Source organism: Burkholderia sp. AU6039 (assembly GCF_002223365.1).
Classification (GTDB): Bacteria; Pseudomonadota; Gammaproteobacteria; order Burkholderiales; family Burkholderiaceae; genus Burkholderia.
Genome location: NZ_NKFK01000005.1, coordinates 2,763,458 through 2,778,340 on the forward strand (window position 1 = coordinate 2,763,458; position 14,883 = coordinate 2,778,340).

A 14,883-nucleotide genomic window follows, 5' to 3' on the forward strand; every position below is an offset into this window, starting at 1 on the left:
AGCCAGTTCCACCGTCACTGGCGATCGGAGCACAACGACATACGGGCTTCACCGCCGGCCAATCGACGCTCTCTGCATCCAGAAATTCGACTCCCTTGATGCCACGCCTGATGGCTTCGTCGTGAAATTCTTCGGAGCAGATCAGCGAGTTGCTGCTCCCCTCCATGCCATTCAGCTTGAAGACAGGACATACGAAATCGTCGAATACAACCAGCTTCCTTATTCTTGCGATTCCGCCAAAATTTCCCGCCTAAAAACTTCGACTCGCCGCCATCCGCCTCTTCAGGCCAAAAGCTCGGGAAGATCGCAACTCAATAGCCGTCTCTCGATGCGGGCTCTCCTTCCAAAGACAAAATCCTGACCGGTGCGACGTCCACCATCGGGACGTTCAGCTCAGAGACAACAGCGCCAAATCTTTCGCTCATCAGGTAATAAAAACCCAAGTCTGCGCGGACATCGAAATCGTACCGATCGTCTTGGGTGATGAAGACGACGCCATCCGGAAATTTTTCGTGCGCCTTCCCGCGCGACGGGTTTGCATACCAGGGGAAGTATCCGACGCCTACACTCGTGGTGTCCTGATAGTACTTGTCGTACAGCGCGCCATTCAGCATGCCGATCGGGCATCCCGGGTCCGCTCTTTGAGACAGAACGTAATACTTCACGGCAGACAGTTCCTCGCCCGGCAAATCCAACTATCGCTAATCCCAAGCATCAGCAGAAGTACTCACGCCCCTTTTGTACCACCGGCCTCATCTGGCCGTCTTGCTTCTCACATTGATATTGGGTCCGTGCGCACAAACAACACCAAGCCACCGGACTTTTGATCAACGGCTCCGAGTGGCGCGACCTTGGGCTCACCTCTCCCCAAGCGTCAAGCCTTTGAGATTCACCAACAGATCGGTCAGCGAGTCAGCCGATTTCTCCAAAAAATTCGGGTTCATTACCCCCATCCCCACTTCAAATACTTCTCCGGCAGAGTTAATCAGAATTGCTTGGCCACCGCTATCATCCCCGATCATGAAATATCCAGGAAGATACTTCTGGACTTCATATTCGACATTTCTCTCAGGCAAAATTTCTATTTCATGAAGAGCCAAGCAACCCGCCGAATTTAGACCGTTAGTAATCGAAAGAAAGTCAACGTATTCTTTAGGAAAAGACAACCCAGACTTCGCCTCTGCAACATTAATCTGGCTAAGGGTCGCCGGGATTCTGAGTTCGAAGTGTTGGCCAAGATACGCTTTATTTAGCATTGAAAGCTCCCAAACAGTCGAAATATTTGTAATTCTGCCGTATCGCTCGTCGCACGACAGCTTCTGGGACACCTGCTGCCCTCATCTGCCGAGCAGCCTCGTTAAACTCTGTCCGTACATCGGTATTGAAGCCGTTTTGATTTCGGAATGCCCGCTGCATACCTGAGATTTGGGCGTGGACGGATCCCGAAGTGCTCGGCAGCAAAACCGCCGGAGCAGCTCGTGAACTATAGGTCCCGTTGGGGAACACCTGCTGCTTTGCCCATTCCTGCTGAATCGCATGATGCGACTGCACCAGCCCGTCGGCAACCGTATTCGTGTTACCCGGCGCTCGATTCGCTTGTGGGCTAAGGTTGCCGTGTTGATCTGCATCATTCACGCGATAGCCGCCCGGTCGGCGGCATGCCAAGCCAAGCGGGTCAATCCAGCTTATCGAGTTAGGCGCGTACTGGTAAACATTGATCCCTCCTGCCAACCCGATCGGATCCTTGCTGACGAATCGCCCACTACTCGGATCATAGTACCGATTCCGGTTATACCTCAGCCCCGTCTCCGCATCCTCCTGCTGCCCTTGAAACCGAATCGGGTTCCTCGCCACGATACCTGCCCGCTGCGACACCCGCGCGATCACCTCCCGTGCTTCGCCCCAGGCCCGATACGCCGCCTCCCACACTACCTCGCCGGCCTCGTCCGTCATCAGCAACGGCGTACCGATCTGGTCACAGTGGTAGTAAAACAAATGCGCGTCCGACTGCCGTTCCGGCACACGTTGCAGCGGATCATTCTCCGGCACATACGGCTCACCTTCCTGCCACACCGGCGTCTGAATCCCCGCAACCGGCTGCGCCGTCACATATTGGGCAAGCGGCACAAACGATTCCGGCTCGTACACATACTGCGTCGCGCCGCCCTCGCTGCTTTCATAAGCAAGCTGATCGCCATCCCAGCCGAACACCGTCCGCACGCCATCGACATCCTTGCCGATCCGACGTCCAAAGGGATCGTAGAAATACCGCGCTTCATGCTGCCGCTCAGATTCCTCGACATGCGCGACTCTCAACCGGTTGAATCCGTCCCACTCGTACTGCTGCCTACCCGACGGCGAACGCTTCCCGATCAAATTCCCGCGCGCATCGTATTCGAAGTGCGTGCCAGCGTATTCCTTCAACAGATTGCCGAGCACCTTCGGCACTTCGGGCGGCAACGTGCTGTCCACGCTGTCCGGCACCACCGGGCTCGCTTTCGCCAGCCCCGGCGTGCGCGCGTGCTTGGGACTGCCTGGATCAACGATGTTGCTCGCCGGGTCGAACGCAAAATGCTCCGCGCCGAGCGGCCCGATCGCCGCAATGAGGCGGCCGATCGGGTCATAGCGATAACTGATCAGCCCCTTGCGGCTGTCCTCGATATGTTCGAGCTGTCCAACGGCATCGTACCGATACCGGCGCTCGGCCAGCGCAGCCGGCGCGTTCGATCGCCGAACCGCCTGCCGGGCAATCCGGCCGGCCGGATCGTATTGCGTCTGCTGAGCCAGCTTGCTCGACAGCGTCCGCCCCGTTTCGCGGTGCAGATCGTCACGCTCGAACTGGATTCGCTCCTCGCCATCGAGCACGAGCCCGTGTACGTGACCAGAGCCATAGGTCAGCCAGTCCAGCACATGCCCATCGGGTCGAACCGTCTTGATCCGCGTGCCGATTTCATCGTATTCGTGATGCCAAACGTAGCTGCGCGATTCGCCGAACAACCGGTAAGCGTGATGCTCGCGAACCGGATTACCGACCGGATCGAAGAACACCTGCATCCGGCTATGACTGTTGCGCGCCTCGATGAGCCGACCGCTCGCGTCGTACGCGAACCGCTCTTCGCTAGCACCCGAGATTCGGCGCGTAATCCGGCCAGCCTGATCGAACTCGAGTTCCGTCACCTGCCCGGCCTCATCGATCTTCACCGGCTGCAGCGTGCCTTCGGCGTATCCATACGTCGTCCGCTTGCCGTCGAAACCGATCTCTTCCAGCAAGCGCCCCGCAGGATCGTAATGGAACTGATAGGTCGCGCGATTCGCATCGGTCAATGCAGTCAAGCGACCGAGACGATCATAGCGATATGAAAGCGTATAGCCGAGCGCATCGACGCGGCTTGCCACACGCCCCGCCACGTCGTACGAAAAACGCGTGACGCGCTCCATCGGATCGGTTTGGGAAAGCAACCGGCCTTCTGCATCATGCGTGAATCGGATAGTGCCCGCCGCCGACGAGACCTCGCTCAACTCGCCATTCTTGCCATACTGGTAGACCGTGGCATTGCCCGCAGCGTCGATCGACTGCGCGAGTCGCCCATCGGTATCGTAGCGCCACTTCGTCACCTTGCCGGAACAGTCGGTGTACTGCAGCAATTGCCCGGCGGCGGCGTAGACGAGCGCCTTCGCGCCACCCTTGGCATCGACCATCTTGACCGGCATCCCCGCCGCGTTGTACGCGTACTTCGTCTCACGCCCGAGCGGGTCCTTCTGCCCCACGAGATTGCCCGCGTCGTCATACGAACGCTCCCACACGTACCCTTCGGGATCCTTGAGCCGAACGAGCTGATCCTTGTCGTCGTACTCCATCGCGACAACCGCCCCATCGACGCGATAATGCTTCGTCAAGTTCCCGCGCGCGTCGTAGTCCATCTCCTCGATGCCGCCGTCGCGATGAACGTGCATCACCAGGTTGTTGTCCTGGTCGCGCCGCATCCACTCCTCGGTCCCATCCGGATACGCGATCCGGTACATGTACCCGCGGATGTTGTAGTAGTACCGCGTGACGTTGCCCAGCGCATCGGTCACATACGTCAACCGGATATTCGGATGCCACATCAGGCGAATGTCGTGACTGCCGTCATCGGCATATTCACGCACGCACCGTGCGTTCGTATTGTCGTCGCGCTCGGCCCCCTCCCACTCGAGGTTCATGCCGCGGCCCGTGCGATCCGTGTAGCGGGTAATCAGGTGGCGATGGTACGCATACTGGCGTGCATTACCGTAACGATCAGTTGCCCGAACCAGGTCGCCGTTCACGTCGTATTGGTACTGCGCGAGTGGCCTGCGGGTGTTCGCGTCGACGATCTGCTCGATCGTTGCGATACGCCCGTGACTGTCGTGATGAAACGCGAGCGTATGCCCGGCCGAGCTGACGAGCCGCGCCAGGCGATTCGCGTCGTCGTAATCGAGCGCGATCGTATTTCCCGCGCGGTCCTTCTGCAATGCGAGGCGGAACGAATCGCCGCGCTTCTCGTAGACATGAAGCAAATCGTGACCGTACGCGACAGTCACCCACGTGTCGTCGAGCCGGCTCAGCGTGACGCCTTCCACGCGATCGTCGTGAACCGCACCTGCCGCGAGCGCCGGATATTCGATGTTGCGGCCGGTTGAGTCGCTGTAGATCCACTTACCGCCCCGAACATCGATCCGCGTCATGTACGGCGACAGCCAGCGCGCACCCAGTTCGCCGTCGTCGTATCCGGCCAGCCGGGACCGATAGACCCGCATCCACACAACAGGCATCGCACCCTGCAATTCAAAATCGGCATGGGAAAACGTCTCGTCGCCGAACGAATAGCTGATCGAACCGATCGATACGCCCTTACCGCACTCGTCGCAATGGTTGACGCCAGAGCCCTTCGCCTTGGCCTCCTTCTTCGCCGCTGCAAGCGGTACCTGCGGCCGCCGGGCCTCTGCTTCCGTCGTGCCCTGCGACTTGATCGCTGCCGTCCGCATCGCTTCACGCTTGTGCCGCAGTGCATTGATCAGCTTCAGCAGCAGCCACATCAGCTTGCCTTCGTCGCTGCCCTTCAGTTCGTTGATCTTGCCGACCACCACCGGTGCCAATGTGCGCAACGACGCCGCAATCGAGCGAATCGGCGCGACGTACTTCTCGGGAACGAGCCCTGCCGCCGTGCTGCCGGCCGAGTTGGCATTGCGCTTGCCGAGTGCCACACCGGACTCGGACAGATAACCCCACGCCCCCTTTACCAGGTCCTTGCTGAGCCATCCGCTCTTCTTCATCAACTGCCGGTATTCGGCGGCTTCCCGTTCGTTCTTCGTCGGATCGAACAGCTTGCCCGCCACCACCGCGTCGATGCCGTCGGCCAGACCCGTGAAGATCTCCTGCGCTTTCGCCGCGCAGTGATCGATCAGGTCATTGACCACGGCCTGCAGCTTCGTCAGGAAATCCTCGACCTCGGTCGAAAACGACGCCTGCACGTGCGTGACGACGATCGACACGACCGCGGCCCCGATGTCGCGCTTGTGAATCAGAAGCTGGTTACGGATCAGCGCCAGCAGCGGCCGTGCCGTGAGGCGCATCGGCGCCAGTACCGGCGGAAACGGAATCACGCCGATCAGGTTGATCGCCAGCCCGAGATAGTCGAGCAGTTCACCGCCACGCTTGCGGATGATCGAGACGATGTCCGTCAGCGCGTCGGCCAGCGCCATGAGGTTGTTGAGGACCGGAATCATGCTGGCCACCGTCGCCAGCCGGTCGACGTTCACGTAGCCGTCCGTCACGCGGATCAGCCACGCGTTGAAGCCTTCGCCGGACGCCACGACGTCGTCCGGATGCACATCGGTCAGCCACGGGGTGGCCTGCTCATATTCCGCGCCCGGCGGGAGTTTTTGATCTGCCATGCTCTCAGGATTCTTCTCGTTGTTCGTTTTTTCGGCCCGCGGCAGCCGTCCCTGGTTCATCTCGTGGACGTCGTGCCAGCGACCCGCGGCATTGTACCGACGAATGGACGACTGGAAAATGAAAGGTCACGGCTCGCTAGCCCACCCCCGAAACGGGCCATTGCACCCTATTTGTTGGCACGCCTTGCCCCGAACGTTATGTAAATTCGGTAACCATCTATCTGGCCGATCAGCGTCACCGGGCACCACGAACCGCGACCTTTCCTGCGTGGCACGATCGACGCAAGCCCGGTAAACCGGGGCACAAGCCGCCGGACGTGGCCCGTCACCGCCTCACTGCGCCCCAATTCCGCCCCCGCAGATTCGGACATCGCTCGTCCCCACACCCCGGTAACATGCTACCGGGCCAACCACCGGCTTCCGGGCGCCTTTCGGCGACCTGAACTGTCGGCAAATCGTAAGCATTCCATGTCCATACAACGACTATCCACCTACGCTCGCCGGATCGCCCTGATCGCCTTGCTGCAGTTCGCGGCGATCGCGACCGCGTCGGCGTTTCCGGCGGCCGCCTCGGCCCCGAACGCGAGCGGCGTCGGCGCGCCCGTCCCGGCCATCTCGCTGAACGACGCCGTCGCGCAGCTCAAGCAGATGCAGGCCGAACTCGACCGCATCAAGCAGCAGACCTCGACCGCGTCCAACAGCAAGGAGCTGGACGGGCTCAGCGACTCGACGCAGGAGCTGAGCACCGATGTCGAGAAGCTGCAGAGCGATCTCGTGCCGCAGCGTGCGCAGATCCAGGGGCAACTCGACGTGCTCGGCCCCCCGCCCGCCGACGGCGCCGCACCGGAAACGCCGGCCGTCGCGAAGCAACGGGCCACGCTGAACGCGCGCAAGACGCAGCTCGACGCAGCGCTGAAGCAGGCCGCCGAGCAGAAGGCCAGCCTCACGAACCTGAACGAGCAGTTCGCGAAGCTGCATCGCGGCCTGCTGAAGAACCAGCTCGCGTTCCGTTCGGGCGGCATTTTCAGCGCGCAGTTCTGGCTGCCGTTGTTCCATCTTTCGCCGGACGACACCCAGCGGCTCGGGGATTTCGACGAAGAAATGCTCGACATGCTGCGCTCGTCGTGGGTGCCCGGGCAAAAGGCGATCACGGTGGTGCTGCTGGTTGCCGCGTTCGCGGCATGGTTGGGCGGCCGCCGGCTCATCGAGCGCGGGCTCGCGTGGTTCTGCGTGAACCGCCTGCCGGCCACGCGTTTGCGCCGCAGCGCGCTGGCGTTGTCGACCGCGCTGTCGACGCTGCTGGCAACCGCCGTCGCTGTCCAGATCTTTTACCTCGCCGTCGCGCGCCATTACGACCTCACGCCGGCGCTGAACGATCTGTGGGACCAGTTCGCGAAGCTTGCCGCGACCTGCGCGCTGATCGCCGGGCTCGGCCGTGCGCTGCTCTGCACGAAGCATCCGTCGTGGCGCCTGCCCGCGCTCGCCGATCCGGTCGCGCTCGCGATGAAGCCGTTCCCCGGCATCCTGGCCGCGCTGCTGCTGGTATCCGGCACGCTCGAATCGATCAACCGGATCGTCGACACCAGCCTGTCGGTCACGCTGTTCGGCCGCGGGATCGTGTCGCTGGTCGTCGCGGTGACGGTCGGTGCATCGTTGCTGCGCTCGAACCGTGCGCGCAGCGCGCTCGCGGCCGCCGGCGAAGCGCCCGAGCAGCGCTCGACGCTCGCCGGGCTGATCCATGCCGCCGTCACGCTCGCCATCATCGCGACCCTGATCGCACTCCTGATCGGTTACATCACGGTCGCGCGCTTCATTACCTACGAGCTCGTGTGGTTCGAGATCGTGCTGGGCGCCACCTACATCCTGATCCAGTTGACGCGCGACGCGAGCGAAAGCCTGTTCTCGTCGAGCCTGACGACGGGCCAGCAGATCAAGCACCTGTTCGCACTCGAGGATCGTCACCTCGACCAGGCTCGCACGGTCCTGTCCGGCTTCGGCACGAGCCTGCTGATGCTGATCGCGGCCATCGCGCTGCTGACGGGCGGCTTCGGCACGACGCCGGGCGACCTGATGGACAGTGCGGTCGCGATGATCGGCAGCCAGCGGCTGCAGAGCCTGAACATCATGCCCGACCGGATCATGAACGCCGTGATCGGGTTCGCGATCGGCTTCTACCTGCTGCGCTCGCTGCGCCGCTGGCTCGACAGCGAGTTCATGCCCGCGCTCGGCATGGATACCGGAATGCGCGTGTCGCTGATCACGCTGTTCACCAACGTCGGCTACGTGCTGCTCGTGCTGATGACGCTCGGGCTGCTCGGCGTTCGGTGGAACAACCTCGCGTGGATCGTCAGTGCGTTGTCGGTGGGTATCGGTTTCGGCCTGCAGGAGATCGTGAAGAACTTCGTGTCGGGGCTGATCCTGCTGACCGAGCGCCCGGTGAAAGTGGGCGACATGATCAGCATCGCGGGCGTCGAAGGCGACATTCGCCGCATCAACGTGCGTGCGACCGAGATCCAGCTCAGCGACCGCTCGACCGTGATCGTGCCGAACTCGCAATTGATTTCGCAGAACCTGCGCAACGTGACGATGGGCAACAGCACGCAGGGCGTCGCGACGCTGGTGCTGACGTTCCCGCTGAACACCGATCCCGAGCAGGTGCGCGACCTGTTGCTCGAAGCCTATCGCTCGCATGCGGCGATTCTCGAGAAGCCGGCGCCGTCGGTCACGTTCAGTCAGCTCACGCCGGACGGCATCACGCTGAGCGTGACGGGCTACGTGTCGAGCCCGCGGATCGCCGGCTCGACGAAGAGCGACCTGCTGTTCGAGATCCTGAAGCAGTTGCGCGCGGCGGGCATCACGCTGTCGAGCCCGCAGATGCTGGTCGTGCAGAACATGCCGGCGGCGGGAGACGCATGACGCGGCTCGCACGCTTGCCGTCGCGCAGATGAACGAAGGGCCGGCACCGCAACGCGGCAGCCGGCCCTTTCTCCTTCCACGCAGCGCCCGTCCGGGCGCCCCGCATCACACGTCGAACTTCACGCCCTGCGCCAGCGGCAACTGACGGCTGTAGTTGATCGTGTTCGTCGCGCGGCGCATGTAAGCCTTCCACGCATCCGAACCCGACTCGCGGCCGCCGCCCGTTTCCTTCTCGCCGCCGAACGCGCCGCCGATCTCCGCGCCGCTCGTCCCGATGTTCACGTTGACGATCCCGCAGTCGCTGCCCGCTGCCGACATGAACTGCTCGGCCTCGCGCATGTCGTTCGTGAAGATCGCCGACGACAGGCCTTGCGGCACCGCGTTGTGCAGTTCGATCGCGTCGTCGAAGTTGTCGTAGACCATCACGTACAGGATCGGTGCGAACGTCTCGCGCTCGACCACCGCCGATTGCTTCGGCATCCGCACGATGGCCGGACGCACGTAGTACGCATCCGCGTGACCGACGTCGACGCGCTCGCCGCCCTTCACTTCGCCGCCCTGCTCGCGTGCATCGCCCAGCGCCTTCTGCATCGCATCGAACGACGCGCGATCGACCAGCGGACCGACCAGCGTGCCTTCTTCAAGCGGGTTGCCGACCTTCACCGACGCGTAGGCCTTCTCGATGCGCGGCAGCAGCTGCTCGACCAGGCTGCGATGCACGATCAGGCGGCGCAGCGTCGTGCAGCGCTGGCCGGCCGTGCCGACCGCCGCGAACGTGACCGCGCGCACCACGAGATCCAGATCGGCGCTCGGCGCGACGATCATCCCGTTGTTGCCGCCGAGTTCGAGGATGCCGCGCGCGAGACGCTGGCTCAGCACCTTCGCGACTTCCTGGCCCATCCGCACGCTGCCCGTCGCGCTGACCACCGGCACCTTCTTCGATGCCGTCAGCACCTCGCCGACATCGCGCATGCCGAGCACCAGCTGGCTCAGCTCCGCCGGCGCGACGCCCGGGTGGGTCTTCTCGAATTCGCGGATCGCCTTCTGCAGCAGCACGTGGCATGCGATCGCGGTGAGCGGCGTCTTCTCGGACGGCTTCCACACGACCGAATCGCCGCACACGAATGCGAGCGCGGCATTCCAGGCCCACACGGCGACCGGGAAGTTGAACGCCGAGATCACGCCGCACACGCCGATCGGGTGCCACGTTTCCATCATCCGGTGGCCCGGGCGCTCCGAGGCGATCGTGAGGCCGTAAAGCTGGCGCGACAGACCGACCGCGAAATCGCAGATGTCGATCATTTCCTGCACTTCGCCGAGGCCTTCCGACGTGATCTTGCCGGCTTCGAGCGTGACGAGGCGGCCAAGCTCGGCCTTGTGCTCGCGCAGCACGTTGCCGAACACGCGCACGAGCTCGCCGCGCACCGGTGCCGGCACCGTGCGCCACTTGAGGAACGCGTCGTGCGCGGCGTCGATCTTGCGCTCGGCGTCGGCGGGCGTGTCGACGGCCAGCGTCGCGAGCGTCGCGCCGTCGAGCGGCGAACGCGCGGTCAGCGCATTGCCTTTCCACTGGGCGAGATCGATGTCGAGCGCGGCAAGAATGTCGTTGAATTGCATCACTTCCTCTTCAGGGACAGATTGATCGGTGCGGCGGCAACGCCGCCCGCGTGATTCGATTGGAGCGCGTTCGCGCGCCCTGTGCAAGCGGATGCGCCGCGCGGCAGGCCCGGTGCGCCGTCGGGCGCATCGCGCCGCGCCGCCGCCGGAAGCCCGCCGGACGGCGCGCTCCCGCCTCGCAGGGCACGATCCATGAAACACATTGTCGGTGGCCACAAGTCGGGCCGCTATTGATATTAACTCACGACTTCATTCCGAAAACGCAACACCCGGGCGCGATGACACCGTGCGCTTCTTCGCTGATATCAGACTTGCCCAAGGCCCGTGACCGGGCATCAGCGATGCCGTGACGGTGCACAAGTTGATGACAAAGCCGCATCACCCTGTTCTGAAATATCGTTTGCCGCCCGTGCACCGCGCACACACAATCGTTGCGACGTCGGGGTGCACCGCACCCGGCGCGCCGCCGGCCGCCATCACGGCCGCCGGACGACAGACGAAGGCGACACGCATCGCGGCCCGCTCACCCGGCCCGTTTCAGCACCGCATCACCGCTGCCCGGCAACGCGTCGCGCTTCGTCACCGAAAAAACAATCCCGGAGACAGCGCCCAGCGCCCGCCATGCATTCAGATGCCCGCCCCGATTCGCCCCGCCCCTCCGGCTCGCCACCCGCGAAGCCGTCCCTCCACCGTGCGCTGCAGGCACGCCATCTGCGGATGATCGCGATCGGCGGCTCGATCGGCACGGGCCTGTTCGTCGCGTCCGGCGCGTCGATTTCGCAGGCCGGCCCCGGCGGCGCCATGCTCGCGTACATGGTGATCGGCCTGATGGTCTATTTCCTGATGACGAGCCTCGGCGAGATGGCCGCGTTCATGCCGGTGTCGGGCTCGTTCGCGACCTACGGCGCGAAGTTCGTCGACGAAGGCTTCGGCTTCGCGCTCGGCTGGAACTACTGGTACAGCTGGGCCGTGACATTGGCCGTGGAGCTCGTCGCCGGGCAGCTCGTGATGAACTACTGGTTCCCGCATGTGCCGGGCGTCTGGTGGAGCGCGCTGTTCCTCACGCTGATCTTCGCGCTCAACGCGCTGTCGGTGCGCGGCTTCGGCGAAGCCGAATACTGGTTCGCGCTGATCAAGGTGCTGACGGTGCTCGCGTTCGTCGGCGTCGGCCTGCTGATGATCTTCGGGATCATGCAGGGTGGCCCGAGCGCGGGCTGGGGCAACTTCACGATCGGCGACGCGCCATTCGCCGGCGGCTGGGCGACGATGCTCGGCGTCGCGATGATCGCGGGCTTCTCGTTCCAGGGCACCGAGATGATCGGTGTCGCGGCCGGCGAATCGGAAAACCCGCGCACGACGATCCCGCGTGCGGTGAGCCAGATCTTCTGGCGCATCCTGCTGTTCTACGTGCTGGCGATCTTCGTGATCGGCGTGCTGATTCCCTATACCGACCCGAGCCTGCTGAAGAGCGACGTGACCGACATCGGCGTGAGCCCGTTCACGCTCGTGTTCCGTCACGCGGGCCTCGCGTTCGCGGCCGGCGTGATGAACGCGGTGATCCTGACGGCCGTGCTGTCGGCCGGCAACTCGGGCATGTATGCATCGACGCGGATGCTCTACAACCTCGCGGTCGAAGGCCGTGCGCCGAAGATCTTCGCGAAGCTGTCGCGCGGCGGCGTGCCGCGCAACGCGCTGTATGCGACGACGGCGGTTGGCGCCTTGTGTTTCCTCACGTCGCTGTACGGCGACAAGACCGTGTACCTGTGGCTGCTGAACACGTCGGGCATGGCCGGCTTCATCACGTGGCTCGGCATCGCGGTCAGCCACTACCGCTTCCGCAAGGGCTTCCTGAAGCAGGGCTACCGGCTCGACCAGTTGCCGTACCGGTCGAAGTGGTTCCCGTTCGGCCCGCTGTTCGCGTTCGCGCTGTGCGCGGTGATCGCGCTCGGCCAGGATTACCAGGCGTTCCTCTCCGACAAGATCGACTGGGTCGGCGTCGCCGCGACCTACATCGGCCTGCCGTTCTTCCTCGCGATCTGGCTCGGCTACGCGATCGTGCGCAAATGCCGTCTCGTGCGCTACGAAGACATGGAGATCGCTCCCTGGATCGAACGCAACGCGACGCCCGAGCCCGCCCGCCAAGCTGAAACCGGCTACGCGAGCTACGGCGCCCGTCCGGCCAACCCGACGCCGGGCGCCTGATCGCGCGGATCGGCCTGCACCGCACCGGCCGCCGCCCAGGCGCGGCGGCCGGTGCCCAGACAACCCCCATTCGACGCGGCGCGCACGTTCAGGCAAGATCGACGCGCGCCGCCTGTTTTTCCGCCGTCAAGAGTCAACGAAATCGCATGCAGAACTTCTACGAAGCCACCGTTACCCGCCAGCCCTACCCGCAACTGACCGGCACGATCGACACGCAGGTCTGCATCGTCGGCGGCGGCCTCGCCGGCCTGTGCACGGCGCTCGGCCTCGTCGAGCGCGGCGTGCATGACGTCGTCGTGCTCGACAGCGAACGCGTCGGCTTCGGCGCATCGGGTCGCAACGGTGGCTTCGTCTTCGGCGGCTACAGCCTCGACAACGCCGACCTGCTGCGCACGCTCGGCCGCGACGAGGGGCGCCGGCTGTACCGGCTCACCGTCGACGCGGTCGACCTGATCCGCGCGCGGATCGCGCGCTACGGCATCGACTGCGACATCGTCGACCAGGGCGTGATGCTCGCGAACTGGTTCGACGATCCGTCCCGGCTCGACAGCGTGCGCACGCTGATGAAGGACGAACTCGGCGTCGACTGGGAACCCGTTTCGACGGACGCGCTGCGCAAGCGGCTGAAGACGCAGCGCTACTACGGCGGCCTGTTCGAGCCGAACGCCTTCCACTTCCATCCGCTCAAGTACGTGCTCGGTGTCGCGGCGGCCGCGTCGCGCGGCGGTGCGCGGGTGTACGAACGCTCGGCCGCGCTCGGCATCGCGCGCGAAGGCGCCGGGTACGTCGTGCGCACGGCGCAGGGCACGGTGCGCGCGAAGGACGTCGTGTTCGCCGGTGGCGGCTACGCGCGCGGCGTGTCGCCGCGCATCGAGCGCGCGGTGCTGCCGATCGCGACCTACGTGATCGCGACCGAACCGCTCGGCGCGCGCCTGCCGGACGCGATCGACGCACCGTACGCGATCTACGACACGCGTTTCGCATTCGACTATTACCGCCCGCTGAAGGACACGCGCATCCTGTGGGGCGGCCGGATCTCCGTGCTCGACCGCGGCCCCGACGCGATCGCGCGCCTGCTGCGGCGCGACCTGCTGCGCGTGTATCCGCAACTGGAAGGCGTGAAGGTCGACTACGCGTGGGGCGGACTGATGAGCTATGCGCGGCACAAGATGCCGCAGATCGGCCGCGACGCGGACGGCGTGTGGCACGCGATCGCGTTCGGCGGCCACGGGATGGCGCCGACCACGGTGGCCGGCGAAGTGCTCGCGGCCACGCTGGCCGAAGGCCGGCCGGTGCCGGAAGGCTTCAACGCGTTCGGGCTCACGCGCACGTTCGGGCTGGCGGGCCTCGCTGCCGCGCAGCTCACGTACACCGCGTACCAGGCCCGCGACGCGCTCGCGTCCTGCCGCCGCTGAGCGGCGGCCACGGCGGCCGAAACCGCCCTGCCGATTAGAGCGGAAGGTCGGCCGGGCGGGAATTTCCCACATGCTAGAATGGCTTTTCCAAGCCGCCGAAGCCACAATAAAGCCACATGAAAGCAGGAAGCAAGGCCGCCACGTCCGACCCCCGCGCGCTTCCGTCCGATGCGCGGCGCAAATACGATCCCGAGCAAACCAAGCGCAACATCCTCGACGTCGCCACGCAGGAATTCTCCGCGATGGGCCTCGCCGGTGCGCGCGTCGACGCCATCGCCGAGCGCACGAACACGACGAAGCGAATGCTCTACTACTACTTCGAAAGCAAGGAAGGCTTGTACGAGGCCGTGCTGGAGAAGGTGTACGGCGACATCCGCGCGCTCGAGCAGGAGCTGCACGTCGGCGACATGGAGCCGCGCGAGGGCATGCGCCGCCTCGTCGAATTCACGTTCGACTATCACGACAAGCATCGCGACTTCGTTCGCCTCGTGTCGATCGAGAACATCCACGGCGCGAAGTATCTCGAACAGCTCAAGTCGTTCAAGAACCGCAACGTCAGCATCATCAAGACGCTCGAGGAACTGGTCGAGCGCGGCGCGGCAAGCGGCGCGTTCCGCAAGGACATCGACGCATTCGACCTGCACCTGCTGATCAGCTCGTTCTGCTTCCACCGCGTGTCGAACCGTTACACGTTCGGCGCCGCATTCGGCCGCGATCCGTCGGCGCCGCGCCTGCGCGCACGGCACCGCGACACGATCGCCGACGCCGTGCTGCGCTACGTCGCCGCGTAAGCGGCGGCGGCAGCCGGTTTCCCTGC

8 protein-coding genes are annotated in these 14,883 nt (G+C 64.3%); 4 read left to right on the plus strand and 4 right to left on the minus strand.

Annotation, left to right across the window (positions count from 1 at the left end; genetic code table 11):
- Positions 1-311 precede the first annotated feature (311 nt).
- The 3 genes from CFB39_RS30120 to CFB39_RS30130 form a co-directional block, all read right to left on the minus strand.
- Positions 312-665 (minus strand): hypothetical protein, encoded by a 354-nt coding sequence (locus CFB39_RS30120; protein WP_144030335.1) that lies wholly within the window; start codon positions 663-665, stop codon positions 312-314.
- 192 nt (positions 666-857) lie between these two features.
- Complete coding sequence (locus CFB39_RS30125; RefSeq protein ID WP_089475567.1) at positions 858-1,256, minus strand: SMI1/KNR4 family protein; 399 nt, start codon at positions 1,254-1,256, stop codon at positions 858-860.
- Positions 1,246-5,916: an RHS repeat-associated core domain-containing protein gene (locus CFB39_RS30130; RefSeq protein WP_218829814.1), complete on the minus strand. Its 4,671-nt coding sequence runs from the start codon at positions 5,914-5,916 to the stop codon at positions 1,246-1,248. Before CFB39_RS30130 ends, CFB39_RS30125 begins: the two co-directional genes overlap by 11 nt.
- A gap of 468 nt (positions 5,917-6,384) precedes the next feature.
- Between CFB39_RS30130 and CFB39_RS30135 the strand changes: the two genes are divergently transcribed.
- On the plus strand, positions 6,385-8,832 hold the full coding sequence (locus CFB39_RS30135) for a DUF3772 domain-containing protein (RefSeq protein WP_089475569.1): 2,448 nt from the start codon (positions 6,385-6,387) through the stop codon (positions 8,830-8,832).
- A gap of 105 nt (positions 8,833-8,937) precedes the next feature.
- Here the strand turns inward: CFB39_RS30135 and CFB39_RS30140 are convergent, their stop codons facing one another.
- A complete protein-coding gene (locus CFB39_RS30140; protein ID WP_069252500.1) occupies positions 8,938-10,449 on the minus strand; it encodes an aldehyde dehydrogenase family protein in 1,512 nt (503 codons plus the stop codon).
- Positions 10,450-11,070: 621 nt separating this feature from the next.
- On the opposite strand from CFB39_RS30140, the gene CFB39_RS30150 reads away from it, so the two are divergent.
- The 3 genes from CFB39_RS30150 to CFB39_RS30160 all read left to right on the plus strand — a co-directional run bounded on the left by CFB39_RS30150 (position 11,071) and on the right by CFB39_RS30160 (position 14,857).
- Positions 11,071-12,651: an amino acid permease gene (locus CFB39_RS30150; protein ID WP_089426697.1), complete on the plus strand. Its 1,581-nt coding sequence runs from the start codon at positions 11,071-11,073 to the stop codon at positions 12,649-12,651.
- Positions 12,652-12,797: 146 nt separating this feature from the next.
- Entirely contained in the window at positions 12,798-14,066 is a 1,269-nt protein-coding gene (locus CFB39_RS30155) for an FAD-binding oxidoreductase (RefSeq protein ID WP_089475571.1), read from the plus strand.
- A gap of 116 nt (positions 14,067-14,182) precedes the next feature.
- Positions 14,183-14,857 (plus strand): TetR family transcriptional regulator, encoded by a 675-nt coding sequence (locus tag CFB39_RS30160; RefSeq protein ID WP_089426695.1) that lies wholly within the window; start codon positions 14,183-14,185, stop codon positions 14,855-14,857.
- Positions 14,858-14,883: the final 26 nt, after the last annotated feature.

What these genes read in the sequence shown, in the direction of transcription:
- CFB39_RS30155 (WP_089475571.1), top strand. Translation starts at nt 12,798, where the DNA reads ATGCAGAACTTCTACGAAGCCACCGTTACCCGCCAGCCCTACCCGCAA.
- CFB39_RS30125 (WP_089475567.1), bottom strand. Translation starts at nt 1,256, where the DNA reads ATGCTAAATAAAGCGTATCTTGGCCAACACTTCGAACTCAGAATCCCG.
- CFB39_RS30140 (WP_069252500.1), bottom strand. Translation starts at nt 10,449, where the DNA reads ATGCAATTCAACGACATTCTTGCCGCGCTCGACATCGATCTCGCCCAG.
- CFB39_RS30135 (WP_089475569.1), top strand. Translation starts at nt 6,385, where the DNA reads ATGTCCATACAACGACTATCCACCTACGCTCGCCGGATCGCCCTGATC.
- CFB39_RS30130 (WP_218829814.1), bottom strand. Translation starts at nt 5,916, where the DNA reads ATGGCAGATCAAAAACTCCCGCCGGGCGCGGAATATGAGCAGGCCACC.
- CFB39_RS30160 (WP_089426695.1), top strand. Translation starts at nt 14,183, where the DNA reads ATGAAAGCAGGAAGCAAGGCCGCCACGTCCGACCCCCGCGCGCTTCCG.
- CFB39_RS30150 (WP_089426697.1), top strand. Translation starts at nt 11,071, where the DNA reads ATGCATTCAGATGCCCGCCCCGATTCGCCCCGCCCCTCCGGCTCGCCA.